21 protein-coding genes and 3 pseudogenes are annotated in these 25394 nt (G+C 65.0%); 13 read left to right on the plus strand and 11 right to left on the minus strand.

Annotation, left to right across the window (positions count from 1 at the left end):
• Both ACLP9N_RS04290 and ACLP9N_RS04295 read right to left on the minus strand, forming a co-directional pair.
• Window positions 1–166, minus strand: a pseudogene (locus tag ACLP9N_RS04290) (cyclodehydratase); the annotation flags it as partial.
• 291 nt (window positions 167–457) lie between these two features.
• On the minus strand, window positions 458–1369 hold the full coding sequence (locus ACLP9N_RS04295; RefSeq protein ID WP_442406227.1) for an NAD(P)H-binding protein: 912 nt from the start codon (window positions 1367–1369) through the stop codon (window positions 458–460).
• Window positions 1370–1509: 140 nt separating this feature from the next.
• On the opposite strand from ACLP9N_RS04295, the gene ACLP9N_RS04300 reads away from it, so the two are divergent.
• Window positions 1510–2574, plus strand: a complete 1065-nt coding sequence (locus ACLP9N_RS04300) for a phosphotransferase family protein (protein ID WP_442406244.1) — start codon at window positions 1510–1512, stop codon at window positions 2572–2574.
• Here ACLP9N_RS04300 and ACLP9N_RS04305 read toward each other — a convergent pair.
• Together ACLP9N_RS04305 and ACLP9N_RS04310 are read right to left on the minus strand one after the other, a co-directional pair.
• On the minus strand, window positions 2564–4423 hold the full coding sequence (locus ACLP9N_RS04305; protein WP_442406228.1) for an AMP-binding protein: 1860 nt from the start codon (window positions 4421–4423) through the stop codon (window positions 2564–2566). The two genes, ACLP9N_RS04300 and ACLP9N_RS04305, sit on opposite strands and share 11 nt — an antisense overlap.
• 133 nt (window positions 4424–4556) lie before the next feature.
• Window positions 4557–5735, minus strand: coding sequence for an acyl-CoA dehydrogenase family protein (locus ACLP9N_RS04310; protein WP_442406229.1), 1179 nt, complete (start codon window positions 5733–5735; stop codon window positions 4557–4559).
• A gap of 78 nt (window positions 5736–5813) precedes the next feature.
• Here ACLP9N_RS04310 and fabG point away from each other — a divergent pair, with 78 nt between their 5' ends.
• From fabG to ACLP9N_RS04335, 5 genes and pseudogenes are all read left to right on the plus strand, one after another.
• Window positions 5814–6572, plus strand: coding sequence for a 3-oxoacyl-ACP reductase FabG (gene fabG / locus ACLP9N_RS04315; RefSeq protein WP_442406230.1), 759 nt, complete (start codon window positions 5814–5816; stop codon window positions 6570–6572).
• The gene (locus tag ACLP9N_RS04320; RefSeq protein ID WP_442406231.1) at window positions 6572–7813 is read left to right on the plus strand and encodes an acetyl-CoA C-acetyltransferase; all 1242 of its coding nucleotides are present in this window, start codon (window positions 6572–6574) and stop codon (window positions 7811–7813) included. The genes fabG and ACLP9N_RS04320 overlap by 1 nt, the downstream gene beginning before the upstream one ends.
• A 62-nt stretch (window positions 7814–7875) precedes the next feature.
• The gene (locus ACLP9N_RS04325; RefSeq protein WP_442406245.1) at window positions 7876–9024 is read left to right on the plus strand and encodes a CoA transferase; all 1149 of its coding nucleotides are present in this window, start codon (window positions 7876–7878) and stop codon (window positions 9022–9024) included.
• 7 nt (window positions 9025–9031) lie between these two features.
• On the plus strand, window positions 9032–10225 hold the full coding sequence (locus ACLP9N_RS04330; RefSeq protein ID WP_442406232.1) for an acyl-CoA dehydrogenase family protein: 1194 nt from the start codon (window positions 9032–9034) through the stop codon (window positions 10223–10225).
• 4 nt (window positions 10226–10229) lie between these two features.
• Window positions 10230–10931: pseudogene (locus ACLP9N_RS04335) on the plus strand (GntR family transcriptional regulator).
• Between the two features lie 376 nt (window positions 10932–11307).
• On the opposite strand, the gene ACLP9N_RS04340 reads toward ACLP9N_RS04335, so the two are convergent.
• Genes ACLP9N_RS04340 through ACLP9N_RS04365 form a run of 6 tightly spaced genes read right to left on the minus strand, consistent with a single transcriptional unit; the run spans window position 11308 to window position 18338 of the window.
• On the minus strand, window positions 11308–12849 hold the full coding sequence (locus tag ACLP9N_RS04340; protein WP_442406233.1) for a class I adenylate-forming enzyme family protein: 1542 nt from the start codon (window positions 12847–12849) through the stop codon (window positions 11308–11310).
• Entirely contained in the window at window positions 12842–14392 is a 1551-nt protein-coding gene (locus ACLP9N_RS04345; protein ID WP_442406246.1) for a class I adenylate-forming enzyme family protein, read from the minus strand. The genes ACLP9N_RS04340 and ACLP9N_RS04345 overlap by 8 nt, the downstream gene beginning before the upstream one ends.
• On the minus strand, window positions 14382–15875 hold the full coding sequence (locus ACLP9N_RS04350) for a class I adenylate-forming enzyme family protein (protein ID WP_442406234.1): 1494 nt from the start codon (window positions 15873–15875) through the stop codon (window positions 14382–14384). Before ACLP9N_RS04350 ends, ACLP9N_RS04345 begins: the two co-directional genes overlap by 11 nt.
• Window positions 15875–16663, minus strand: coding sequence for an enoyl-CoA hydratase/isomerase family protein (locus ACLP9N_RS04355; RefSeq protein WP_442406235.1), 789 nt, complete (start codon window positions 16661–16663; stop codon window positions 15875–15877). Before ACLP9N_RS04355 ends, ACLP9N_RS04350 begins: the two co-directional genes overlap by 1 nt.
• A gap of 7 nt (window positions 16664–16670) precedes the next feature.
• A complete protein-coding gene (locus ACLP9N_RS04360; RefSeq protein WP_442406236.1) occupies window positions 16671–17495 on the minus strand; it encodes an enoyl-CoA hydratase/isomerase family protein in 825 nt (274 codons plus the stop codon).
• 21 nt (window positions 17496–17516) lie between these two features.
• Window positions 17517–18338, minus strand: coding sequence for an enoyl-CoA hydratase/isomerase family protein (locus tag ACLP9N_RS04365; protein WP_442406237.1), 822 nt, complete (start codon window positions 18336–18338; stop codon window positions 17517–17519).
• Between the two features lie 128 nt (window positions 18339–18466).
• Between ACLP9N_RS04365 and ACLP9N_RS04370 the strand changes: the two genes are divergently transcribed.
• Window positions 18467–19141, plus strand: a complete 675-nt coding sequence (locus tag ACLP9N_RS04370; RefSeq protein WP_442406238.1) for a hypothetical protein — start codon at window positions 18467–18469, stop codon at window positions 19139–19141.
• Window positions 19138–20040 carry an enoyl-CoA hydratase/isomerase family protein gene (locus ACLP9N_RS04375; protein WP_442406239.1) on the plus strand — a complete coding sequence of 301 codons (903 nt, stop codon included), beginning with the start codon at window positions 19138–19140 and terminating at the stop codon, window positions 20038–20040. Before ACLP9N_RS04370 ends, ACLP9N_RS04375 begins: the two co-directional genes overlap by 4 nt.
• A 31-nt stretch (window positions 20041–20071) precedes the next feature.
• On the opposite strand, the gene ACLP9N_RS04380 is transcribed toward ACLP9N_RS04375, so the two are convergent.
• Window positions 20072–20875, minus strand: a complete 804-nt coding sequence (locus tag ACLP9N_RS04380) for a TetR/AcrR family transcriptional regulator (protein WP_442406240.1) — start codon at window positions 20873–20875, stop codon at window positions 20072–20074.
• 134 nt (window positions 20876–21009) lie between these two features.
• On the opposite strand from ACLP9N_RS04380, the gene ACLP9N_RS04385 reads away from it, so the two are divergent.
• The 5 genes and pseudogenes from ACLP9N_RS04385 to ACLP9N_RS04405 form a co-directional block, all read left to right on the plus strand.
• The gene (locus tag ACLP9N_RS04385; protein WP_442406241.1) at window positions 21010–21807 is read left to right on the plus strand and encodes an SDR family NAD(P)-dependent oxidoreductase; all 798 of its coding nucleotides are present in this window, start codon (window positions 21010–21012) and stop codon (window positions 21805–21807) included.
• Between the two features lie 227 nt (window positions 21808–22034).
• A complete protein-coding gene (trhA, locus tag ACLP9N_RS04390; RefSeq protein ID WP_442406242.1) occupies window positions 22035–22745 on the plus strand; it encodes a PAQR family membrane homeostasis protein TrhA in 711 nt (236 codons plus the stop codon).
• 57 nt (window positions 22746–22802) lie between these two features.
• Window positions 22803–23810, plus strand: coding sequence for a dihydrodipicolinate synthase family protein (locus tag ACLP9N_RS04395; RefSeq protein ID WP_442406243.1), 1008 nt, complete (start codon window positions 22803–22805; stop codon window positions 23808–23810).
• 160 nt (window positions 23811–23970) lie between these two features.
• Window positions 23971–24819, plus strand: coding sequence for an enoyl-CoA hydratase (locus ACLP9N_RS04400; protein WP_442406247.1), 849 nt, complete (start codon window positions 23971–23973; stop codon window positions 24817–24819).
• Between the two features lie 22 nt (window positions 24820–24841).
• Window positions 24842–25394: pseudogene (locus tag ACLP9N_RS04405) on the plus strand (amidohydrolase family protein); the annotation flags it as partial.

The following is a 25394-nucleotide window of genomic DNA, read 5'->3' on the forward strand; positions in this document are numbered from 1 at the left end:
GCATGGACCGCAGCAGCGCGGCCAACTCCGCGGCCGTCAGGCCCGAGGGTGGGCGCACCAGCACGGCCCGGCGCGGATCCCAGCCCACCTGCACTGCGCCGTCCGGTCGCAGCAGCACCGGCATCGCGGGGTCCAGCGCGTAGAGGGAAAGCGCGGCGCGCGACATGACTCGAGACTGTGCCACGCCCGGGCGGGCGCTCAGATCAGTTATCCACAGGGCCGCCGGAGCCGGGGTCCTCTCGGTCGCTGTCTCGGGCCGGTCAAACGGCGTTCTCTCTACGCGGTCTCGTATGGTTCCAATTCCGAAGGGCCGCAACATAACTCGGCACACGACAAAATTAGAGAGATTCACACGAACAGCCAAGGGATACAACGGATTTCGACGAAAGAGAGCGAATAATGGCCGTGAGCAAGCCGAAGGTGCCGGCGCCGCCGAAGGAGAAGTCGCGCCGGGCTTTCAGCCGAACAACTCGCGGTGTTGTTCGACGTATTGCCGCACACTCTGCGCGGGGTGGCCGGTGATCTCCTCGAAGTCGTGGGTCGAGCGGTTGTAGCGGTCCTCGCGGTGCAGCCTGGCCATCGTGGCGATGTGTTGCTGCACATGCGGCGGCAGTTCCACCTTGCCGAGAACCTCGAGAAACTCGTCGTAGGACGGCCGAGCCGCGGTAACGGGTCTGCCCAGCGCTTGTGCGTACTCTTCGGCGATCTCGTCGACGTCCAGCGTTGCCGGCCCGGTCAATTCATACACCGCACCGAGGTGGTCTTGGGGTGCACACAACACCCCGGTGACGACTTCGGCGACGTCGCTGGATGCGACGGGCGAGGTGCGGCCGGTCCCGAACGGCAGCGCTATTTGTCCGGTCTCCCGGATCGAGCGGGCGGCCAGCATGGCGAAGAGCGGGTTCTCGAGCAGTACGGTCGGCCGGATGTGCACAGCGGGGATGGCCGACCAGTTGATGACGTGCTCGGCGAGCCAGTGCAGACGTTGCTGCTTGGATTCCTCGGTGCTCGTCGCGGTCATCTGGGACACCGTCATTTGCGAAATGTTGACCAGTACATCCAGGTTGTCGAGCTCCCTCGCGATCGCACACACCACGACGGTGGCTTCCAGGTAATCCGGTGAGACGCTCATGTTGAAGAACATCCGGGTGGCACCGTCGAGCGCCGACGCGACGTCGACCGGGTTGGTCAAATCTCCCGCGATCACGTCGGCGCCCAGTGCGCGCAGCGCGTCGGCTCGGGAGTCGTCGCGGTGCACCATGGCCCAAACCGTCTCGCCGCGGTCGCGAAGTCGGGCCACCACCTGTGGGCTGATACCGGCGATCCCACCGCCCGCGCCGGTGACGAGGTAGGTCGGTGCCTTACTCATCGAATCGGATTCCCGTGAACATGCCGAAATCGTATGACCTGTCACCCCGCCGCAGCTGATGCCGTATGGCTTACAGTTGACCAGCCAGTCGGACCCGTTCGCGCGTGTAGTAGGCCTTGGAGGCGCAGTTGTCCAAGACGATGTCGATACCCCGGTATCCCGGCGATGTGACCCCGGGGTGGCTGTCAGCGGTGCTCAGCGAGCGCGGCACTCCCGTCGATGTGGCCGAGGTCGACGTTGTCGCCATCGGCACCGGGCAGACCGGGGCAACCTACCGGGTAACAGCCAGATACACGACGGATCCGGGCGGTTTGCCGCCAACTTTCGTGATCAAGCTGCCGGCCCAGGACGACACCGTGCGCGACCGGGTCACTATCGGCTATCGCAGCGAATGCGCGTTTTACGCCACGGTGGCCGACCGGGTGCGGGTACCGACGCCGCAGTGCTTTTACTGCGAAATCACCGAGGACGCTATGAACTACGCGCTCTTGCTGGCCGATCAAGCGCCCGCGGTGCAGGGAGATCAAATCGCGGGATGCGGCGAGCAGGAGGCGCGGCTCGCGGTGGTCGCGCTGGCCGGATTGCACGGGCCCAGCTGGCGCGATTCCGTGTACCTGGATTTTCCCGCCATCGCGTTTGGGCGCCCGGACGAAGCTGCCGCCCACGGGCTGGGTGACGTGGCGAAGATGAGTGCCGACATCACACTAGAGAAGCTCGGCGAGCGGATGAGCGCCGCTGACCGCGAAACCTTCACTACCACAATGGGTTTGGTAACACCTTGGCTACTTGCCGAATACGACCGATTCGCTCTGCTACATGGCGATTATCGGCTCGACAACATGCTGTTCGATCCCGACCGAACCCGGGTGAGCGTGGTCGATTGGCAGACGCTCGGCGTGGGTCTACCGGCACGGGATCTCGCGTACTTCACCGCAACCAGTCTGGATTCGCAGCTGCGTTCAGCAATAGAGAAAGACCTTCTCGACGAGTATCACCGAGCGCTACTCGGGTACGGAGTCACCGACTACGACCGCGAAACATGTTGGCGTGACTACCGGCTCGGGGTGCCGCAGGCCCTGCTGATCTCCGCTCTCGGATTCGCCTTCGCCGCCGCCACCGAGCGCGGCGACGACATGGTCCTGGCGATGCTTCGGCGGGGCTGTCAAGCCATCCGTGATTTGGGGACCCTCGAACTTATCGGTTGAATTGTCCCGCGAGGTATTCGGCCCGGCACGCATTGCGGGCGAGTTTGCCGCTGGAAGTGCGGGGAAGGGTGCCGGCAGCGACGAGCCGGAAGTCGGCGACGCGGACCTGGTGCTCGCGCGAGACCGCTGCCTGCACGGCCGCCGCGACCGGGGCCGGATCCCCGCGCCCGACACCCGCGGCGCGTTCGGCGACGATGACGAGCTGTTCTCCGGACTCGCCGCCCGCCGAGTGGAGGATGTCGGCCGGAACGGAGAACGCGGCCACATAGCCGGTCCGGATGGCGGGCGATGCCTGGCCCACGGTGGTCGCGACGTCGTGCGGGTAGTGGTTACGACCGTCGATGATGACGAGGTCTTTGATCCGCCCCGTCAAATACAGGTCGCCGTCGATGAAGACGCCCAGATCGCCGGTGGCCAGCCAGCAGCCGTTGTCCGGGACGCCGTCGGCGCGACTGCCGTGTTCGAGCCGAGACTGCAACTTGTTGGCGAACGTGCGTTGTGTTTCGTCCGCGCGCCCAAAGTATCCGCGGCCGATGTTGTTGCCGTGCAGCCAAATTTCCCCGACCGTGCCATCAGGCACCTCGGCACCGTCGGGGCTGGCGATCACCACCCATTGGTCAGGGATCGGTTGACCGGACGAGACATAGCAGACCGCACCCTCGGTTTCCGGCGCGACGACCACCGCGCGCCCTGCGGCGAGTTGAACGCGGTCCAGGAATACGCTCCTGGCCGCCGAATCCGGGGGCGTATTGGTCACCGCCAGCGTCGCCTCCGCCAACCCGTACCCCGGCTTGATCGCCGTCGCGGGCAGACCGTAGGGAGCGAACGCGGTGGTGAATTTCTCGATGGCCGCCATCGTCACCTGCTCGGAGCCATTGAGTAGGGTGACGACGTTGCTGAGGTCAAGGTTGTAGCCCTGCGGCGGTAGCCCCCGCTCGGCCGTCAACTCGAAGGCGAAGTTGGGCGCGGCGGCAAGAGTCCGGCCGAGGGCCGCTTCCTTATTCAGCTCTTTGATCCATCGGAAAGGTCGCCGGACGAACGCCATGGGATCCAGCATCGTGAGATACCCAAAACCGCACAACGCCGGGAACATGATCATCATCAATCCCATGTCGTGATACAGCGGTAGCCAGCTCACGCTGTGGATTCCCCGATCCATCCCGCCGGCCAGGATCATCTGCAGCGCATTGGTGCACACGGCGCGATGGGTGATCTCCACCCCCGCCGGGGTGCGCGTCGAACCCGACGTGTACTGCAGATAGGCGACGTCACCGGCGTCGATTTTCGGCTCGGTGAACATCGACGCGAGCGTCTCCGGGATTGCGTCGACCGCGATGATTCGCGGCCGCCCGGCCACCGGATGTGTGCGCAAGGAATCTCGAACCGACTCCGCCGCCGCGGTGGTGGTCAAAACTGCGGCAGGCCGGGCATCGCCAAGCACCACCGCCAATCGCTCCGCGTGCCCGGACAGAGTTGGCGCAAACAGCGGGACGGCGATCCGACCCGCATGGACCGTGCCGAAGAAAGCGGCCACGTAGTCAAGGCCGTGTGGAGCAAGGATCGCCACCCGGTCGCCCGGCTCGGTGACCTGCTGCAGGCGGGCGCCGATCGCACGGACCCGCGACCACAACTCATTCCAGGTGAGCTCGACGACGCGCCCGTCTCGCTCTTTCGCGTAGTCGATGAACTTGTACGACGGCCGGTCACCGTACGCCGCCCGGTTCTGGTCGAAAAACCAGGTCACCGTCGCGTAATCCGGTAAGACGATCGTGCCGTCGGCAAGAACGTAGTCGTTGATGTCAGCCACCGCGGGCTGCGCAGCACGAATCAAGGGAGCGTCCTGACTCATGCAACAGAGAATAGTAGGGCCCCGGGACGTACTGCTTAACCACCCGGTGTGTCGCCCGTCACCATTTCCCGCAGCTGTGACGCGCTTCAATAATGCGGTTAAGGGTAGATCTGCTACCCGATCTGGCCGATGCTCATCGTTGTGCGGCCTTGACCAGGTTCGCCCCGATGATCAGCCGCTGAATCTCGCTGGTGCCCTCGTACAGTCGCAGTAGGCGAACGTCGCGGTAGATGCGTTCCACCGGAACTCCTCGCATGTAGCCGCTACCGCCGTGCACCTGCACCGCGAGGTCTGCGACCTTGCCGGCCATTTCGGTGCAGAAGAGCTTCGCCGCCGACGGGGCGATCCGGCGATCCTCGCCGCTGACCCACTGCCGGGCGGTGTCTCGGACGAGTGCGCGGCCGGCCAACACTGCAGTCTGTTGGTCGGCAAGCATTGCCTGCACCAACTGAAAGCTTCCGATCGGCGCACCACCTTGCGTCGCAGTGGCCGCATACGTCACCGATTCGTCCAACGCGCGTTGCGCGGCGCCGACCGCGAGCGCCGCGATGTGGACCCGGCCGCGTGCTAGTGATGTCATCGCCGCCCGATAACCGATGTCCTCGCTACCGCCGATCAGCGCGTCGGTTCCGACCCGGACGTCGGTGAAGCTGACGTCGGCGGTCCAGGCGCCCTCCTGGCCCATCTTGGCGTCCTTGGCGCCTACCTCGACGCCCGCTGAATCCGCGGGCACCAAAAACACGGCGATCCCGGGGCCCTGGTCGTCGGCGGGCCTGGTGCGCGCGAAGACCACGAACAGATCGGCGACGGGCGCGTTGGTGATGAAGCGCTTCTGCCCCGAGATCACCCAATCTTCGTCCTGCCGAAGCGCTTTGGTGCGCAGGCCGGCCGGATTCGATCCGGCGCCGGGCTCGGTCAGCGCGAAAGACGCGACGACTTCCCCGGAAGCTATCGCCTCCAACCAACGCGCCTTCTGCTCGTCGGTGCCGAACCCGACGAGCACCTGGCCGGCGATGCCGTTGTTAGTGCCGAACATCGAACGGAGCGCCAGCGACGTGTAGCCCAGTTCCATCGCCAGCTCGACGTCTTGCATCAGGTTCAGGCCGAGCCCGCCCCACTCCTGCGGGATCGCGTAGCCGAATAACCCCATCTTTTTGGCCTGGTCGCGCAGGTCGTCGGGCACCCGGTCCTCGTCGAGGATCTCCTGCTCGCGCGGGACCACGGCACTGCGGACGAAGTGTCGTGTCTGGGCCAGGATCTCCTGGAAATCGTCGTCTGAGACCTGTCCGGCCGGCGTGGTCGCTGGGCGCATCTCGGCTCCTCTGTTGGCAGCTGGTTGCCGTTGGGTACCCTGTTTGGGCAAGATCCTATATGAAATATGAAATTGGAAATGAAGGGTGTGATCCAGTTGCCGTTGCTGAGCGGTCAGACCGCGGTAATCACCGGTGGAGCGCAGGGACTGGGCTACGCCATCGCGGAGCGATTCATCGCCGAGGGCGCCCGGGTGGTGCTTGGCGATGTGAACCTGGAAGCGACCGAGGTCGCGGCGAAACAGCTCGGCGGTGACGACGTGGCCCTGGCGGTGCGCTGCAACGTGGCGAAGGCGGACGAGGTCGACGCGCTGCTCAAGACCGCGGTCGATCGCTTCGGTGACCTGGACATCATGGTCAACAACGCCGGCATCACCCGCGACGCGACCATGCGCAAGATGACCGAGGAGCAGTTCGACGAGGTCATTTCGGTGCACCTAAAGGGAACGTGGAACGGGACCCGGCTGGCGGCCGCGATCATGCGGGAAAACAAGCGCGGCGCGATCATCAACATGTCCTCGATCTCGGGCAAGGTCGGCATGGTCGGCCAGACGAACTACTCCGCCGCCAAGGCCGGCATCGTGGGAATGACCAAGGCCGCCGCCAAAGAGCTCGCCTACCTGGGTGTCCGGGTCAACGCGATCGCCCCCGGCCTGATCCGTTCGGCGATGACGGAGGCTATGCCGCAACGGATTTGGGACTCCAAGGTGGCCGAGGTGCCGATGGGTCGAGCCGGTGAGCCCAGCGAGGTCGCCAGCGTCGCGCTGTTCCTGGCTTCCGATCTGTCGTCGTACATGACCGGCACCGTCATGGAAATCACCGGCGGCCGGCATCTCTAATGGTTGGTCAAACGCGCCAAGCCGTTATCTGTGAACCCGTGCGGACGCCGATCGGCCGCTACGGCGGAATGTTCAAGTCCCTAACTGCCGTTGACCTCGGCGTCGCGGCCCTGAAGGGGCTGCTCGAGCGAACCGGACTGGCACCCGACGCGGTGCAGGACGTCATCCTGGGGCACTGCTATCCCAGCAGTGAGGCCCCGGCGATCGGTCGCGTGGTGGCGTTGGATTCCGGCCTGCCCGTGACGGTTCCGGGCATGCAGGTCGACCGCCGCTGCGGGTCGGGCCTGCAGGCGGTTATCCAGGCCTGTCTGCAGGTGGCCAGCGGCGACAACGACCTGGTCATCGCCGGCGGCTGCGAAAGCATGAGCAACGTCGCGTTCTATTCCACTGACATGCGCTGGGGTGGTGCCCGCAGCGGTGTCACGGTGCACGACGGGCTGGCTCGGGGCCGCACGACGGCCGGCGGCCGTCACTACCCGGTCCCGGGCGGAATGCTGGAGACCGCCGAGAACCTGCGCCGCCACTACGGCATTTCGCGTCAGGAGCAAGACGAGCTTGCGGTGGCGTCCCACCAACGCGTGGTGTCCGCTCAGAAGGACGGCATCCTGGCCTCGGAGATAGTTCCAGTGATCGTGTCGGTGGCCGTACGCACCGGGCAGGCCGAGGAACTGATCGACACCGACGAGCACCCGCGCGCCGACACCTCGGTGGAATCGCTGAGCAAGCTCAAACCCGTTCTGCTGTCTGAAGACCCGGACGCGACGGTCACCGCCGGCAACGCCAGCGGGCAGAACGACGCGGCGTCCATGTGTGTGGTGACCACTCCGGAAAAGGCCGACGAATACGGACTGACCCCGCTGGTCCGCATGGTGTCCTGGGGCCAGGCCGGTGTGGCGCCCAACATCATGGGCATCGGTCCGGTGCCCGCCACGGAGGTCGCGCTGGCCAAGGCCGGCCTGCAGCTGGGCGACATCGACGTCATCGAGCTCAACGAAGCCTTTGCCGCGCAGGCGCTTGCGGTGATGCGGGAGTGGAATTTCGGTGCCGCCGACCACGACCGGACCAATGTGCACGGCTCGGGTATCTCGCTGGGCCACCCGGTCGGTGCCACCGGTGGCAGAATGCTGGCCACCCTGGCGCGCGAACTCAGCCGCCGTCAGGTGCGCTACGGGCTGGAGACCATGTGCATCGGCGGCGGCCAGGGGCTTGCCGCGGTTTTCGAACGGGTAGCTTCAGCGTGAACCCCCTGACCGGTATCACAGTCGTCGAGATATCCAGCTTCGTCGCCGCACCGCTGTGCGGCATGACGCTGAATCAGCTAGGCGCGCAGGTGATCCGCGTGGATCCGATCGGGGGCGCCTCGGACACGCAGCGATGGCCGCTAACGGCCGACGGTACGTCGATTTACTGGACCGGGCTGAACAAGGGAAAGCGCTCGGCCACCATCGATCTGCGTTCGCCGGACGGCCAGGAGCTGGTCTGGCGGCTGATCGTCGGGGGCGACGGCATCGTCGTCACCAACGCCGTTCTGCCCTGGCTGAGCCACGAACTTCTGGCCGCCGAACGTCCTGATGCCATCCACGTGCAGCTGCTCGGGCGGGGCGACGGGTCCACCGGGGTGGACTATACGGTCAACGCGGGAATCGGCTATCCACTCGTCACCGGTCCGGCCAACCACGCGGGCCCGATCAACCACGTGCTGCCCGCCTGGGATGTGTGCTGCGGACTGTATGCCGCGCTGGCCGTCGTCGCCGCGGTGCGGCGTCGCGACCAGACCGGGGAAGGCGCGCGAATCAGCCTGGCGCTGGAAGATGTTGCGCTGGCCACCGCCGGAAACCTGGGCCTGTTGACGGAACCGCAGGTGATCGGGACGCAGCGCGAGCGTCTGGGCAACGCCATCTACGGCCAGTACGGCCAGGACTTCACCAGTCGGGACGGTATCGCCTTCATGGTGGTTCTCTTGACCGGCAGGCACTTTCGCGACCTGGTCGACGCGACAGGGACCGGTGCCGCGGTGGCGGCGCTCGCCGATGCGCTGGGCGTGGACTTCAACGCCGAAGGCGACCGGTACCGGTACCGCGATGTGCTGTCCGGGTTGTTCGCCACCTGGTTCGGCGACCACACGGCCGAAGAGGTCACCGCCGCGCTTTCGGACACCACCGTGCTGTTCGAGCGGTACCGCACTTTTGCGGAAGTCGTCGAAGGCCCCAAAGTGACTGCCAATCCACTGTTTTCCACCCTGCACCAGCCGGGACTCGGGGACTATTTGGCGCCCGCTATGCCGACCGCCTTTGACGGGGCCCACCCGGCCAGTGGGCCCGCGCCCGCATTGGGACAAGACACTGCCGACGTCCTCACCGAGAACTTGGGATTGACCGCCGCCGACATCGAGCGTTTGACGAACGTCAAGACGATCGCCTGTGGGAGCGGGCCGGACCGCAAAGGGAAGTAGACATGGCATGACGAAACTCGCACAGACACTGGGCCTGACCGAGTTCCAGACCGAGATCATCTCTACGGTACGGCAATTCGTCGACAAGGAGATCATTCCCAACGCGGCGGAGCTGGAGCGCGCTGACAGCTACCCGCAGGACATTGTCGACCAGATGCGCGACATGGGCTTGTTCGGGTTGATGATTCCGCAGGAGTACGGCGGGCTGGGGGAGTCGCTGTTGACCTACGCGCTGTGCGTCGAGGAGTTGGCCCGCGGCTGGATGAGCATCTCCGGGGTGCTCAACACCCACTTCATCGTGGCGTACATGCTGCGCCAGCACGGCACCGGCGAGCAGAAGCAGCGTTTCCTGCCGCGCATGGCGATCGGCGAGTCCCGCGGCGCGTTCTCCATGTCGGAGCCCGAACTAGGTTCCGATGTCGCAGCGATCCGAACCCGGGCCCAACGCAACCCGGACGGCGCCTACACCATCAACGGTCAGAAGATGTGGGTGACCAACGGCGGCAGTTCGACACTGGTCGCCGTGCTGGTGCGCACCGACGAGGGCGCGGACAAGCCGCATCGCAACCTGACCGCGTTTCTTGTCGAGAAGCCAACGGGTTTCGGCGAAGTGGTGCCGGGGCTGGTGATCCCGGGCAAGATCGACAAGCTCGGCTACAAGGGTATCGACACCACCGAACTCATCTTCGACGGCTACCAGGCGAGCGCGAACGACATCCTCGGCGGCGCCCCGGGGCAGGGCTTCTTCCAGATGATGGACGGTATCGAGGTTGGGCGGGTCAACGTATCGGCGCGAGCCTGCGGAGTCGGCATTCGTGCCTTCGAGCTCGCTGCGCGTTACGCCCAGCAGCGCCAAACCTTCGGCAAGCCGATCGCCGAACATCAGGCCATTGCGTTCCAGCTCGCCGAGATGGCCACCAAGGTCGAGGCGGCACACCTGATGATGGTCAACGCCGCGCGGTTGAAGGACTCAGGGGAACGCAACGACGTGGCCGCGGGCATGGCGAAATACCTTGCCAGCGAGTTCTGTTCGGAGGTCACCCAGCAGAGCTTCCGGATTCACGGCGGCTATGGCTACTCCAAAGAGTACGAGATCGAGCGCCTGATGCGCGATGCCCCGTTCCTGCTGATCGGAGAGGGTACCAGCGAAATTCAGAAGCAGATCATCAGCAAGCGACTGCTCGCGGAGTACCGGGTCTGAGGCCATGTCTACCCCGGATTTCATTGCGCGCCCTCAACTTTCCGAGGACGTCGCGCGTTTTGTGCGCAGAAGGATTTTCGACGGTACCTACGCGGCGGGGAAGTACGTTCGGCTGGACCAATTGGCTGCGGAACTGGGCATCAGCGTCACACCGGTACGTGAGGCGCTGTTCGCCTTGCGCGCCGAAGGTTTGGTTGCCCAACAGCCGCACCGTGGCTTTGTGGTGCTGCCGGTGACCGGACGTGACCTCGCCGACGTTGCCAACGTGCAGGCTCACGTCGGCGGCGAGCTCGCCGCACGCGCGGCGGCCAACATCACCGACGAGCAACTGCGCGAACTGAAGGAGATCCAAGCCGAGCTGGAGCGCGCCTATGCCGGTAATGACGGCGAGCGGACGGTTCGTCTTAACCACGAGTTTCACCGGGCCATTAATGTCGCCGCGGACTCGCCGAAGCTCGCTCAGCTGATGTCCCAGATCACCCGCTATGCACCCGAATCGGTGTTTCCTGCCATCGAGGGCTGGCCCCGGCAGTCGATAACAGACCATCGCCGGGTGTTGTCCGCGCTGGTGTAGCGCGTTCACGTGCTCGCCCGCGCCGCGATGTCCGACCACCTTGCCGCCGGAGCAGTTCCGTTGATCGAGCATCTCGTCGCACGTGGGGTGGTCGCGGAAGCGGGCGGTTCGGGCGGTTCGATACGCGAATGAGCTCGGAAGGTTCGCGCCGGCGGCGCGGTTCTCGGCAGTCGCGGCAAGTCGTTATCGTGCTGTCCGTTATTGCCAGCGGTTGCACCGGCTTTCCCAACCGGCGCGAGGAGGCCGATGCCATCGTCGCGAAGCTGCGTGCCGCACCTCGGGTCGAATCGGTGTCACAGAGCTACATCAACGCGATCGATCGAGGCGCCTCTTTCGAAGTGAGCGTCGAGGTGGATCGCACCATTGCCGCGTCGGCGTTAGCGGACATCGGCCGGCGCAGCAGAGCTCCCGCGACGACGAAGCCGCCTGCTCTACGCGCGCGTCGTCGATGGCAACGTGGGCAACGCCTTCAAACTCGGTACCCGGAACTACAAGATCGTTGGCAAGCCTAGGTGTTTTGTGTACCTACCAGCAGCTCCCGCAGCCGCCGGGTGTCCACTTTCCCGGTGGCGCCGCGCGGGAGGTCGTCGTCGGATTCCAGCAACAGCCACACCGCTGGCACTTTGAAGGCACTCAGCAGTTCGCGCGTGCAGTTGCGTAGCTGCGCGGCGTTAAGCCCGCGGCACACCACCGCCGCGCCAACGCATTCGCCGGCGGCGCCGGGCACGTTGGTGACGTAGGCGTTGTCGACGCCTTCGATGGTGCGCAGTGCCCGCTCGACCTCGCTGGGGTAAACGGTGGCACCGCTGACTTTGAACATGTCATCGGATCTGCCGTGGTAGAACAGGAAGCCTTCGGCATCCAGATGGCCGAGGTCCCCGGTCGGGTAGAAGCCGTCGGCGGTGAACACGTCTTCGCGGGCGCGGCGGCAAATGCCGCGCAGTGTGTGCGGTCCCCGGATCTGGATCATGCCAACGGTTCCCGTTGCGACCGGCTCGCCGGTTTCGGGTTCGACGATGCGGACCTGCATGCCCGCGAACGGTTTTCCGCAACTGCCCCACGCTGCTGGTGGCATGTCGGTGTCGGCGGGGTAGCCGCAGTACGGTCCGAATGCCTCGGTCATGCCGAACAAGTTGGCGCGCGCCCCGGGTTGGGCCCGTTGCTCGGGGGGCAGCAGGGCGTCCAGACTGCCCGGGCGCAACGCCGAGAGATCGACGCCTGCCGGACCGGCGTGCCGCGCCAACGCTTCGGCTTGATCCGGCCAGCCACGAAACAGCGTGACCCGCTCGCTCTCCAGCAGACGCAGGGTGGTTTCGGGCCGCGGCACCTCTTCGGTCACCAGGGTGGCGCCGGCCAGCAGCGCCGACAGTATCCCGCTGCCCAAGCCACCGACCCAGAAGAACGGCATCGGCAGATACAGCCGGGTGTCGGGCGTGATACATCGCGCCGCAAGCCCTGATCGCACTGCGCCCAAAGCGCTTCCGTGGGAATGCATGACCCCCTTGGGCGGCCCGCTGCTGCCTGAGGTGAATACGATGAGCAGCGGGTCCGCTTCGGTGACCGTCTCGCACAGCGCATCGACAATCCCGCGGGCCCCTTCGCCCGCGGTCAGGTCGGCGAGCCGATCGGCCGTCCAAACCTGCCGTAAGGCAGGAAGTTCGAGCGGCGGCACGGATTGAACATCGTCCAGGTAGCGGTGGCCGCGGAATTCCTCAACGCTCAACAGGAATTGGACTGAGGCCGCCCGGAGATGCGCGACGAGTTCGCCGGCAGCTAAAAGGGTGCTCAACGGAACCAATACGGCGCCGATGCGCGTCAGCGCTACCGCGACCTGCACCCAGCGGGCGTTGTTGGGCATGATCAGCCCGACCCGGGTGCCCTTACCCACCCCGGCTTCAGTGAAGGCTGCCGCTAAATCCCTTGTGGTCGTGTCGAGTTCGCGGTAGCTGATTCGCGCCGCGGGATCGATCACCATCGGTTTGTCGCCGTCGTGGGCGGCGCGCAACCGCACCAGCTGGTCGATGGTGAGCGCGTCCGTCGGGTCAGACATCGAATAGCTTCTTCAGTCGCCGGGTGTCGACCTTGCCGCTGGACAGCAGCGGCACCTCGGCACGGGGGAGGCTGAGGAACCGCTTGGGGATTTTGTACGAAGACAATTCATCCTTGAGCTGCTCACGTAGGGCGGCTTCGTCCAACCCCGGCTGGACCCCCGGCTCGACGATGACGGCGGCAACCAACTCTCCTCGCTCGGCGTCCGGAATGCCCACGACGTGAGCGTCCGCACCGGTGACCTTGGCGATGGCCTTCTCGACTTCGGCCGCCGATACGTTGGCACCCGCGGTCTTGATCATCGCGCTAAGCCGTCCGACGAAATACATGAATCCGTCGTCGTCGGTGCGCACCAAGTCACCGGTGTGGAACCAACCGTCGGCGTCGAAGCACTCTTCGCGACTTCGCTTGTAATACTGCTGCATAACGAACGGGCCGCGGATGCACAGTTCGCCGACTCCCGCCGCGTCGGGGTCGACGATCTTGGTCTGGAATCCGGGTGCCGGCTTGCCGAATGACCCACGCCGCTTCTCGGGCTGATCGGACTCGTCGCCGCTGATCAGCACGATGCTGCCGGCTTCGGTCAGCCCGAGCAAGTTGTGCCGCAGTTCGGGGTCCGCCGGTCTGGCGGCCGGCGCCATGATCGGATACAGGTTGCCCCGTTGCATCGACGTCAGGTCGCGCCCAGCGAAGCTCGGATCCGCGGCCAAGTGCGCGATCCCGGCAGCGAACCCATTGGTCATGGTCGGTTTTTCGGTCTCGAGCAAGTCGAGCGTCTCACCGGGTTTGGCGTTGGAGCAGATCAGCGTGGACCCGGCGACCAACGTCGCCAGCAGACCGAACGCGAAGCCGCCGATCCAGAAGAACGGCGAATTGCAGAACAGCTTGTCGTCGGCGGCCAAGCCGCGAATCATGTTGAGGTTCTTCTGGTGTCCCAGGAGGGCGACATGCGTGTGTACCACTCCCTTGGGCGTACTGGCGGAGCCGGAGGTGTAGATGATCGCCAGCGGGTCCGCACCGTCGACATCATCTTCCATCGCTTCGAGCAATGAGGCTTCGACGGTTTCGGCGAGCCGGTCCACACGCTCGCAATTGACCGCCACGCGGCGCAGTTGGGGTACGGCGGGTACAAACAATCGGTCGCTGGAATCGAAGTCCGGGACCGCCAGCACCCCGGCGAGTCGTGCCACATAATCATGGGAACGGAAAGATGAAGCGCTCAAGAGGATCTCGACATCGCTGTCGACCATTTGCTCACGCAGTTCGCGGGCAGTGGCGAACGTGGAAAACGGCACCACCGCGGCGCCGATTCGCGCCACCGCGAGCATCCCGACGACAAAGTCGGTGCCGTTCGGATACAGCAGACCCACGTGCGTTCCCTTCCCGGCGCCGAAGGCGATCAACCCGCGGGCGAGCTCTGCGGAGCGATGATCAGCCTCGGCATAGCTGATGCGATCACGATCGCAAATAAGAAGCGGGTGGTCTCCCCTCGCGCGGGCCTGGTGGCGCAGGATCTCGGTGACCGTGGGGGAATCAGCGGGCATGGTCGCTGTGGACTGTGACATCCGAGGTTGTTGCGCTGAAGAACTGTCGGATGGCGCTCAGGTCCGCCTTGCCCGACGGTGTCCGCGGGATCGTGTCGACGATCGCGATCTCGGTGGGAATCTCATAGCGCGCCAGTCGCTTACGTAGATGGTCAGCCAGCTCGGCGGCATCGGCGGATGCGGATGCACGCAGTTCCACCACCGCGACGGGTGTTTCCCCCAGACGTGCGTCGGAACGCCCGACCACCGCCGCGCCCGCGACCGCGGGGTGGGTCTCCAGCGCGGTGCGCACGTCGTCGGGCATCACCTTGAACCCGCCGCGGATGATTGCCTGATCGGAGCGTCCGACGATCCAGACAAAACCGTCGGCGTCGATGCGCGCCATGTCCGTGGTCCGCAGCCACTCCGCCGATGGCCCCAACTGACCTGGCTTGACTTCCAGCAGGCCGACCTGATCAGGACCCAGCGCCACGCCGTCGTCATCGACCACCCGCAGTTGCGCGCCGGGGTTGGCCCGGCCGACGCTACCGCGTTTGGCTTGCCAGTGCCGTTGATGGTCGGAGAGCGTCCAGCCGGCCACTCCGCCGCCGAATTCCGTTGCTGCATAAGAGGTCAGGACGGGGATGCCGTACTTCTCGGTGAAGGCGTCGGCATCCTCGGCCGACAGCGGCGCGGTCCCGCAGGTGACCGCGCGGATGCTTTCCAGGTCGGTTCGCGCTAGGTCGGAGTGCAACACCGTCCGCAGTGCGGCCGGTACCAGCGATACGGTGCGGGGCCGGTGTTTTCGCACCGCCGCGGCCCATGCGTCGAGTTCGAATCGTTCCAGCAGCACAAAGGGTCTCGCCTCCGTGACGCATTGCAGTACCCGGAACACGCCGCCGATATGCACCAGCGGTGAGTTGACGATCGCGACGCCGCGGCGCAGCTCGGTAGGCACTGGTGCCCGCTCGGGTTCGGGGCCCATCACGCTGCGAGCCAGCATGTCGTAGCTGAGGTCGACTCGTTTGGGCGGTCCAGTCGTTCCGCTGGTCAACATCCGCACCGCGATCCCGGGCTGGGCAGCGGGCCGAGCGGTGTGCCGCACCGGGCCGGCCTCGTCGTCTAACAGACCCGAGAGCGACACCGTCGGGATTCCCGGGGGAACCAGCGTCGCCAGGTCATCGGGTTCGCCGACGACAAGCGGCAGGCTGAGCGCAGCGATATCGGCCCGGGTGCGGTCGTCGCCGCGCGACGGATTGATGGTGACCACCGTCCCGCCGGCCAGCAGTACACCCAGGAACGCCGCCACCTGACCCGGACGGTTACGCAACAACATTCCGACCGGGGGGTCGGCGCCGAGTTCGGCCGTCAATGACTCGATGCGCCGCGCGGCCTCACCGACCTGACCCCACGACAACCATCGGCCGTCGTACTCGATCGCGTGCGCGCCGGGATCTAACTTCAGCACGTCGGCGATGCGTTGACTGAGTGGATGAGCCGTCATCACCGGATCTTCGGCTGGCGCGGGACGCCCTCGCCTCGCGCGGCCAGTTCGGCCTTGCCAAGCGGGTTGCCCAGCCGGGTGTAGATCAGCCCCTGTTCCAAGGCGGCGCGATAGGGCTTGTCCAGCGACTCCCAGATCGCCTTCACCGTGCCCTGCGTCGCCGACGGCGGTTTGGCGGCAATCGTCGCCGCGATGTCATGGGCGCGTGCCCATAACTGCTCCGCGGAAACAACTTCCGACACCAAACCGATCCGCAGCGCGGTCTCGGCGCTGACGCGTTCGTCGTTGCCCATCAGGGCTATCCGCAGCGTCTCGCCCAGACCGATGCGGCGCATCAGCCCGACCGGCTCCAGTGCGCAGACCAGACCCGCCGAGACGTGTGAGTCGAAGAATGTTGCGTCCGTAGAACAGATGACGACGTCGGACTCGTTGACGAAGTAGAACGCGCCGGCTGTGCACATGCCCTGAACGGCGCACACCACGGGCTTCCACATCTTCTGCCACTTCGGGCTGAGTGTCTCACCGGGATCTTCGTGGTTCCAGACGTTTTCGGGTTGACCGTACGGCGTCTTGATGTCCAATCCGGCGCTGAACGCCCGCGCGCCGGCGGCCCGCAGCACGACCGCGTGCACCGAGTCGTCGAGCTTGACCTCGCGCCAGGCCCGGGCCATCTCCTCGCACATGGTGCGGTTGAACGAATTCAACTGCTCGGGCCGATTCAGCGTGATGGTGGCGACGTGATCGCTGGCGTCGACCTCGAGCAGGATCGTTTCAAAGGTGGCGCTCATTTGGAGCTCATCTGCATTGCCAATTCGGTTTCCGCTTTTCGACAAAGGCCCTGGGGCCTTCCTGCGCGTCCTCGGTTCGCAGCACGCGCTCGCGGAAGGTTTCGGCGAGTATCTCCGCCTCGTGCAGCGGCACATTCAGGCCTTTGAGAATGGCCAGCCGGGTTCCCCGGACCGCCAGCGGAGCATTGGAGTTGACGATGTCGGCGATCTCACGGGCCCGCTCCAGCAGGCGGTCGTGTTCGACGATTTCACTGATCAATCCCAGCTCGTAGGCGCGTTGTGCGCTCATCCGTTCGTGCTTGCCCATCAAGGCCATTCGCAGGGCGATCGAGCGGGGTAGCACCCTGGAGACCCGCACCAACTCTCGTCCCGCCACTAGGCCGATGCTGACGTGCGGATCGAAAAATGTTGCCTGCTCGGATGCGATGACGATGTCGGTCGTGGTGACCCAGTCCATGCCGGCGCCGCAGCACAGTCCGTTGACGGCGGTCAGCACCGGCTTGGCCATGGTGCGAAACGGCGGTGTGCCTTCCTGCGGTGCCTCCCACTGTTCGTAGGTCGACAGGTAGTGCCGTTCGTAGATCACTTTGCCGTCTTCGGGAATGGCATTGACGTCGGCCCCCGTGCAGAACGCGCGGCCGGTACCGGTGACGATGAGGAGCCACACCCTGTCGTCGCTCTCCGCCTCGTCGTAGGCGGCCCGGAGTTCGGTGATCATATGCGGGCTGAGCGCGTTGAGGGCTTCCGGGCGGTTCAACGTGATGGTGGCGGTGTGCCCGTCGACCTCGTATTTGATGGTGTCGAACGAGTCAGTGGGCTTCTTGGGGGGCATGGGTCTTCCCTTCCTAGCGGGTCATCGGCCCTCGAACTTCGGCGCGCGTCGCTGCCGAAACGCTTCCAGGCCTTCTTTGAAATCGCTTGTTCTACAGGACAGTTCCAAGTTGTACAGCTCCTGCGTCATGGATTGACTCAGCGAGGCGTGCTGGCCGAAGCTCAAGGCCTGCTTGGCCAGCCCGATGGCTACCGTCGGTCCGCAGGCCAGTCGTCCCAGCAACTCCTCGGCCGCGTTGTCGAGCTCGGTCGGCCTCACGGCTTGGTGGATCAGCCCCCAGTCGGCCGCATCCGTCCCGCTCACCTTCTCGCCGAGAAGCAGCATTCGGCGGGCCCGCGCCAGGCCGACAAGTCGGGGCAGCAGCCAGGTAGAACCCGAATCGGGGCTGAAGCCGCGGTCCACGAATGGCTCCCAGAACACGGCGTCGGTGCTGGCAACGGTGAAGTCGGCTGCCAGCGCGAGATTGCAGCCCATGCCCACGGCCCATCCCTGCACGCTGCAGACCACGGGCAGCTGGATGCTTCCCACAAGCTCGATCACGCGGTGTGCGGCATGGGGAATCCGACGCACCAGATTGCCGGTGCGGGGACGTTGCGCGCCGTGGCTGTTGGCGGCCACCCAGTCGGCACCGGCGCAGAAGTCGTCTCCGGCGCTTCGGAGGTGAATCGCGCGCAGCGAGTCGTCGGTGGCGGCCTCGGTCATTATGTCGACGAAGGTCTCGATCATCAAGTGGTTCAACGAGTTACGACGCGAGGGGCGATCGAGCGTGACCCGCAAGACCGCGCCGTCCCGGTTTGCTGTCACCGAGCCCTCGGCGTCGGCCGCGTCGGTCTGGTGACTCACGGTCGAATCCGGCCTTTCTCGCCAATACGGTTACCCATACAGTAGGCAATACGATTGATACGCTGTATAAGTTAGCAAGGAATCGCTGCCGACGGAACAACGGGTGAGACCCCGGGAGAGAGGGTCGCATGGACGACGGCACCGCGACTCCCGGTGACGCCAAGTTTGGGGAGGCGCCCCTTGCCCAGACCGTGGCAGCTGCCGGTGCCATGCGCCGTCTTGGCTCGTTGCTGCTCTCGCTGGAGCACGCCCACCCGACGGTCGACACCATGATCGCGAAGTTCGCCGAGTGGGAAAGCGAGCTGGCCGGCGCCGCTCCGCGAGACAGCGCGCCGCGAATCGGTGCGATCCCCGACGACCGCCGGCGTATCTACCTCAACCACGCCACCGACATCGGTGCCTACAACCCGTGCTTTCCCGAGTACCGGTTCGATCACCTCGATGCCAATAAGGCGGTCGGCCGGGTCACCTTCCCGCTGATCTACGAAGGGCCGCCCGGGTTGGTGCACGGCGGCTTCCTCGGCGTCTTCTTCGACTCGGTGATACAGCATCACAACTGCGTTACCGGCTTATCCGGCAAGACGCGGTCACTGACCGTCACCTTTGGCCGTCCGACCCCGCTGCTGACCGAGCTTGGCTTCGACATCGTGCGGTCGCAGCTCGACCGGACTATCACGTCGACCGCGCGGCTGTTGCTCAACGACGAGGTGCTGTGCACGGGTGAGGTCAGCACCGTGGCGTCGCCGCCGGAAAAGCTGTCCGTATTTCAGTTCGCCAGGCGGCGAAAGGAGTCCGCTACATGACCCCCTCGGAGGCGTCGGACGACCGCGTGCTGTTCGACGTGGATCACGACAAGCGCATCGCCACAATCACATTCAACAACCCTAAACAACGCAACTCCTATGACGCCGCCATGCGTGAGGCGGTTGCCCGCTGCCTGGACCGGGTGGTCGACGACGACGACCTCACTGTGGTGCTGCTGCGCGGAGCCGGTGGGGTGTTCAGCACCGGGGCCGACATGAACAATGCGTACGGCTGGTACAGCGAGTCCGCGCAGGGCAAGGCCTCCGCCGATCCGGCGACCAAGCGTCGGCCCAGTCAGCGCCGACGACTTACCGTGGACCGCAAGTCATTTAGCTTTTACCACAACTTCATGGGCTTCCCGAAGGTGACGGTGGGGGAGATCGCCGGCTACGCCCTCGGCGGCGGCTTCGAGATGGCGCTGATGACCGACATCTCCGTGATCGCGCGCGACACCAGGATCGGAATGCCGGCAACACGCTTCCTCGGGCCCGCGTTGGGCAGTCTGCACATGTTCTTCCATCGGTTAGGGCCGGTGCTGGCCCGCCGACTGCTGCTAACCGGTGACATCATTGAAGCCGGCGAGATCGAGCACCTCGGAATCTTCACCGACACATGCGATCCCGGCTCGGTTACGGCCCGCGCCCGATATTGGGCCGAGAAGGCGGCGAAGATGCCCGCCGATGGAGTCGTCATCGCCAAGGAAGCGTTCCGGCTGGTCGAACAGAGCCAGGCCTACCAGGGTGAGGAAGTCGCGAGCTATCTGTTGCACGCGTTCGGCACCAATCTGCAGTTCGCGCCCGACGAGTTCAACTTCGTCAAAACGCGCGCGCAGCACGGAGCCAAGGAAGCCTTTCGGCTGCGCGATGAGCACTTCCACGTGCCCGAACCGGAAGCGTGATAACGCGATTAGCGCTGGGCCTTAATGGGCCTTAACGGATCGTCGCCTTGGCTAGCCCGCGCTGACCGGCTGACTTGACCGCCTTGCGTTGCCGGGGCGGTGCCGACTTTGCGGCCTTCGAGCCCTCCTCGATCAACCGGTCGGCATGGTCGAGGATGCATTCGAGGCCGTACTCGAAGTTCGTCTCATCGGGTGCCCCGATGCGGTGACCTTTCCCGGTCACTCGCGCGAGCAACGGAGTGGTTTGGAGATCGATGCCCACCGCGTCCTCGATGGTGCGCGGCCCGCTGTCGGACGACTGGTTCTTTTCGTAGAGCCGCTGCAGCACCACTGATCCGCGGACGTGAAGCGACACCGCGGAATAGGTGTCAAAGGCGTCCTCGGGAGACAAGCCGGCCTCCACCAAGTTTCCGATCGCCGTCTCCATCTCCAAGGCACCCAGTCGAGCCGCTTTGGGACTTAACGCGGCGCGAATCAGAATCAGATCGCACAGAATTGGGTTGCCCATGAACGTCTTACGCATCAGGCGCGCGTGATTCCGCAGCGTCTCGCGCCAGTCGCTGGCTTCCACGTAAGGGGTGGCGAACACGTACTTGCTCAAGGCTCGGTCGGTCATCGCGTTGAGCAGATCGTCCTTCTTGCGGAAGTACCAGTAGATGCTGGTGACACCCACGCCGAGGTGTTTGCCGAGCAACGGCATGCTCAGGTTATCTATCGATACCTGCTCAGCGAGTTCGAAGGCGCCGCTGATGATGTCATCAGGATTGATGGATCCGCGCTCGCGGCGCTGACGCTTATCGGCGGTTGCCTGCTTTGCCACTACGGGCACCTCCATCAAGGTCTATCTTGCGCATGCGGCCCTTGGCCGTTTCGCCCTTCGGCAGTGCTTCTTTGTGCGGTTTCCTGTCTGCTACTGTAATACCTATCGTAGGGTTTCTGGTAAATACGGCTGGACAGGCGTACTGAGCCATGGATCTAGGGCTGGCGAATGCCGCGGCAGCGGTGGTCGGTGGCAGCCGGGGTATGGGTTTGGCCACGGCGCGATGTCTCGCCGAGGAAGGTGCCCGGGTGGCGGTGATCGGCCGCACCCCTGCCGCACTCGAGAGCGCTGCCGCGGAGTTGACGCGTCTCGGTAGTCCGGATGCCCTCGGGCTCGCTGCCGACATTGGCGACGCCGGTCAGGTTGACCAGGTGTTCGCCGAGCTTGGACAGCGATGGGACGGTGAGCTCAACGTGCTCATCAATACGGTCGGGCCGGGTGCGCCGGGCAGGTTCGAAGATTTGACCGACGAGCAGTGGCGTGAATCCGTCGAAGACGGCGTGCTGGGAATGGTGCGCTGCGTCCGTTCGGCACTTCCGCTGCTGCGCAAGGCGCAATGGGCGCGGATAGTGAATTTTTCGGCGCACTCGACACAACGACAAAGCGTCATGCTGCCCGCCTACACGGCGGCCAAGTCGATGCTGACCAGCGTGTCGAAAAACCTGTCCCTGCTGCTGGCCAAGGATGAGATCCTGGTCAATGTGGTATCGCCAGGCAGCATCGCATCCGAGTCGCTAGTCGGCTGGGCCGCGTCGGTTGGTGTCGACGGCAACGACCCCTATGCCCTGATGGACGCCATTGCCAAGCACTTTGGTCATCCGGCGCACATGCCGCGAGCCGGCTTACCGGAAGAAATCGGGCCGGTCGTCGCGTTCCTGGCATCGCGACGGAACTCCTACATGACCGGAGCCAACATCAACGTGGACGGCGGCTCGGACTTCACCTGACTTGGCCCGAAATCGCTTGGCTGACAGAAGGAGTGGACTATGGCGATGGCCGGTTACGAATGGTTATCGCCGTCGTGTAATCGCGGGATTCGTCGCGTCGCGCGCTACCGTGTCATATCTGCATGTACGCCCATCGACGAGAAAGACCTCCTGAACGACCGCTTACCGGTGACAATAGCGACGTGATCAACGCGTCCGTACCAGCCGACCCAGCGGCGCCGGTTCCCGTGAGTGGTCACGCGCCCACGAGTGTCTACAACGACCTGCCCCAGGTTGTCGCGGACACCGTGACCGACCTCCTCGGCAGGCCTCGCGCACGCGGCTGGATTCACCTATTGTCGGCGGCCGCCGCCATTGTGGCCAGTGCAGCGCTGGTGTCGGTGGCCGCGATCGAGGCGTCGCCGAGGGCCGTGTGGGCCACCCTGGCCTACACCGCCACGACCGTCGCCATGTTCAGCGTCAGCGCCGCTTACCACCGGGTGCACTGGCGCTCTCAGAGCGCCCAGAAATGGATGAAGCGTGTCGACCACTCGATGATCTTTATCTTCATTGCCGGCAGCTACACCCCTTTCGCGCTATTGGCGATGCCGCCGCGCACCGGGATGGAGGTGCTCACGATGGTGTGTGCCGGCGCGGCTGCTGGTGTGGCGCTTAAGATGCTGTGGCCGTCGGCGCCTCGGCTGGTTGGCGTGCCCCTGTACCTACTGCTGGGCTACGTGGCGATTTGGTTCGCCGGAACACTTCTCGACGGCGCAGGTGTGGTTGTGGTGGTCTTACTCGTCGCCGGAGGCGTCTTTTACAACGTTGGCGCCATCATTTACGGCTTTGGCTGGCCCAACCCATGGCCACAGACGTTCGGCTATCACGAGTTCTTTCATGCGTTCACGGTGGCCGCGGCGGTCTGCCACTACAGCGCCGTCTGGGCCGTCGTGTTGTAGCCACCGGGTGGATGTGTGACATCGAAGTGACAGAAGGACCGAAAAAGGGAGTTGACTATGGCGACGGCAGCTGAGGCGCGTACCTGGGCGCGCGGCGCTTTACGGGGAATCGGCGATTCGCTCTACACGCCGTTCTGCGGTACCGATGGTGACGACATCGATTGGGACGCCTACCGGACACTGGTGCGCCACTGCGTCGGCGACCTCGGGCACCCGATGTTGTGGTGCACCAGCGGCATCGCCGAGTTCTGGTCGTTGACGCTCGAGGAGCGAAAGCGCTTGCTGGAGGTGGCAATAGAGGAGGCGCGCCGCGCGAATCCCGATGTCGTGGTGCAGGCCTGCACGGCGGCGATGACCCCCAAGGACTGTCTGGACCTGACGCTGCACGCCCAGCAGGTCGGCGCCGACATCGCCTACATTCAAACGCCGATGATGGAGGCACACGGCGGCGAAGGCGTGCTGCGATTCTTCAAGTACATCGCCGCGCGCACGGATATCGCCCTGGGCATGTTCAACTCCCCGTCGTCGGGTTATGTGCTCACACCCACCGAAAGCGCGCGGATCTACGACGAGGTGCCCGCGGTGTGCGCCACCAAGGAGGGCGCCTTCCGGCCGGAGGCGAGCCGGCGGCTGCACGAGTTGGCGCCCAATCTCGCGGTCTGGGAATGCGACAGGACGGTCTACCGCGCCGGGTGGCTGCGCGCCGGGATCGTGTGCCCGGCGCAGTTGGGTACCGTCGGCTACCTGTTCGAGACACCACACAAGCGGCTGTTTTCCGAGTACTGGGATCTGGTGCTGAACGACAAGCTCCTGGAGGCCATGGACTGCGGCCGTGACTCGGGTTTGGACCAGTTCGACCTCGACATCGGGTCGTGGTGGACCTGCTATCCGGGACGAGCGGACTACTTCACCCACTGGGGTGGTGCGTTCAAATACGCCGCCTCACTGCTGGGCCTGCCGATAGGCGACTATCCGCATTCCCGGCCCCCGCAAGCGGAGCTACCGTCGGAGGCCAAGGCTCAGATAGAGAACGCCTACCGTCGGCTCGGGCTCATCGACTCGTGAGAATTGCGGTTCGACAAGCCGAAATTCGCTGTTCATTGCGGGTCCGCGAGGGCCTCGTCGGCGGTTGTGGAATGCAGTACCGATAGGTATACAGTATGGGTACAAAGTCTGCTGGAAAGTCCGCTGGATCGAAGCACTAGCCGTGCGTGAGGAGGCGTCGATGGGCAGCGCCGACGGCGAAGACGCGGTGCTCTACGAGGCCACGTCCAGCGGCGTCGCCATCCTCACGTTCAACCGCCCGGATCGCCTCAACGCCTGGGGCCCCGACATCGCCGCAGGGTTCTACACCGCCATCGACCGCGCCGAAGAGGACCCGTCCATCCGGGTGATCGTGCTGACCGGCCGCGGCAGGGGATTCTGTGCCGGCGCCTACCTGGGCGCGCCCAGCGCGGCGAATCATGTCGGCGAGACCATGGAGAAGGCGGGCAAGACGAATCTGGCTGAGTTGGTCGGCGAACGCCCGCCGCACTTTGTCACCACGTTGCGCAAGCCCGTCATCGCGGCGATCAACGGCTCCTGCGTGGGTATCGGTCTCACCCAGGCGCTGATGTGCGATGTTCGGTTCGCCGCCGCCGGCGCCAAGTTCGCCGCCGTGTTCGCCCGCCGCGGCCTGATCGCCGAGTTCGGCATCTCCTGGATACTTCCTCGGTTGACCACCTGGGGCGTCGCCCTCGACCTGCTGTTGAGCGGCCGCACCTTCCTCGCCGAGGAGGCAGCCGAGCTGGGTCTCGTGAAAGAGGTTGTCGCGCCTGAAGACCTGATGAAGCGTGCCCTGGACTACGCGGAGGACATCGCCCAGAACTGCTCGCCGGCCTCGATGGCGGGGATCAAACGGCAGGTATACGGCGACGCCACTTGCGATGTCGTGGAAGCGACCTCGCACGCCGAGGTCATGCTCCACGAGGCGATGCCGCGGCCGGACGTTATCGAGGGGATCACCAGCTTCCTGCAGAAGCGACCGCCGCAATTTCCTCCCTTGCTTGGAAAGCTCACTTCAACCGACGCTTAGGTGCACCCGGGAAAGGACGATCATGGGGAACTTGAGTTACAAGGCGATTGACGTCGACAACCACTACTACGAACCGTTGGACGCGTTTACCCGCCACCTGGACAACGAGTTCAAGCGCCGCGGCGTGCAGATGGTCACCCAGGGCAGGCGCACATGGGCCGTGATCGGCGACCGCGTCAACCACTTCGTCCCCAATCCCACCTTCGACCCGATCATCGTGCCCGGCTGCCTCGACCTGTTGTTCCGCGGCGAGATTCCCCAAGGCGTCGACCCGGCCTCGCTGATGAAGGTCGAGCGGCTGGCCGAACACCCCGAGTACCAGAACCGCGATCCCCGCATTGCGGTGATGGACACCCAGGACATCGAGACCGCTTTCATGCTGCCGACATTCGGGTGCGGGGTCGAGGAGGGGCTCAAGCACGACGTCGAGGCGACGATGGCGTCGGTGCACGCCTTCAATCTGTGGCTGGATGAGGACTGGGGTTTCGACCGGCCCGACCACCGAATCATCGCCGCACCGATCATCTCGCTGGCTGATCCGGCCAAGGCGCTCGAAGAGGTGGAGTTTGTGTTGG

Origin of the sequence: Mycobacterium sp. (assembly GCF_052144515.1) — a bacterium.
Lineage (GTDB): Bacteria > Actinomycetota > Actinomycetes > Mycobacteriales > Mycobacteriaceae > Mycobacterium.

What these genes read in the sequence shown, in the direction of transcription:
- ACLP9N_RS04295 (WP_442406227.1), bottom strand. Translation starts at nt 1,369, where the DNA reads ATGAGTAAGGCACCGACCTACCTCGTCACCGGCGCGGGCGGTGGGATC.
- ACLP9N_RS04300 (WP_442406244.1), top strand. Translation starts at nt 1,510, where the DNA reads ATGTCGATACCCCGGTATCCCGGCGATGTGACCCCGGGGTGGCTGTCA.
- ACLP9N_RS04305 (WP_442406228.1), bottom strand. Translation starts at nt 4,423, where the DNA reads ATGAGTCAGGACGCTCCCTTGATTCGTGCTGCGCAGCCCGCGGTGGCT.
- ACLP9N_RS04310 (WP_442406229.1), bottom strand. Translation starts at nt 5,735, where the DNA reads ATGCGCCCAGCGACCACGCCGGCCGGACAGGTCTCAGACGACGATTTC.
- fabG (WP_442406230.1), top strand. Translation starts at nt 5,814, where the DNA reads ATGAAGGGTGTGATCCAGTTGCCGTTGCTGAGCGGTCAGACCGCGGTA.
- ACLP9N_RS04320 (WP_442406231.1), top strand. Translation starts at nt 6,572, where the DNA reads ATGGTTGGTCAAACGCGCCAAGCCGTTATCTGTGAACCCGTGCGGACG.
- ACLP9N_RS04325 (WP_442406245.1), top strand. Translation starts at nt 7,876, where the DNA reads ATGACGCTGAATCAGCTAGGCGCGCAGGTGATCCGCGTGGATCCGATC.
- ACLP9N_RS04330 (WP_442406232.1), top strand. Translation starts at nt 9,032, where the DNA reads ATGACGAAACTCGCACAGACACTGGGCCTGACCGAGTTCCAGACCGAG.
- ACLP9N_RS04340 (WP_442406233.1), bottom strand. Translation starts at nt 12,849, where the DNA reads ATGTCTGACCCGACGGACGCGCTCACCATCGACCAGCTGGTGCGGTTG.
- ACLP9N_RS04345 (WP_442406246.1), bottom strand. Translation starts at nt 14,392, where the DNA reads ATGCCCGCTGATTCCCCCACGGTCACCGAGATCCTGCGCCACCAGGCC.
- ACLP9N_RS04350 (WP_442406234.1), bottom strand. Translation starts at nt 15,875, where the DNA reads ATGACGGCTCATCCACTCAGTCAACGCATCGCCGACGTGCTGAAGTTA.
- ACLP9N_RS04355 (WP_442406235.1), bottom strand. Translation starts at nt 16,663, where the DNA reads ATGAGCGCCACCTTTGAAACGATCCTGCTCGAGGTCGACGCCAGCGAT.
- ACLP9N_RS04360 (WP_442406236.1), bottom strand. Translation starts at nt 17,495, where the DNA reads ATGCCCCCCAAGAAGCCCACTGACTCGTTCGACACCATCAAATACGAG.
- ACLP9N_RS04370 (WP_442406238.1), top strand. Translation starts at nt 18,467, where the DNA reads ATGGACGACGGCACCGCGACTCCCGGTGACGCCAAGTTTGGGGAGGCG.
- ACLP9N_RS04375 (WP_442406239.1), top strand. Translation starts at nt 19,138, where the DNA reads ATGACCCCCTCGGAGGCGTCGGACGACCGCGTGCTGTTCGACGTGGAT.
- ACLP9N_RS04380 (WP_442406240.1), bottom strand. Translation starts at nt 20,875, where the DNA reads ATGGAGGTGCCCGTAGTGGCAAAGCAGGCAACCGCCGATAAGCGTCAG.
- ACLP9N_RS04385 (WP_442406241.1), top strand. Translation starts at nt 21,010, where the DNA reads ATGGATCTAGGGCTGGCGAATGCCGCGGCAGCGGTGGTCGGTGGCAGC.
- ACLP9N_RS04395 (WP_442406243.1), top strand. Translation starts at nt 22,803, where the DNA reads ATGGCGACGGCAGCTGAGGCGCGTACCTGGGCGCGCGGCGCTTTACGG.
- ACLP9N_RS04400 (WP_442406247.1), top strand. Translation starts at nt 23,971, where the DNA reads ATGGGCAGCGCCGACGGCGAAGACGCGGTGCTCTACGAGGCCACGTCC.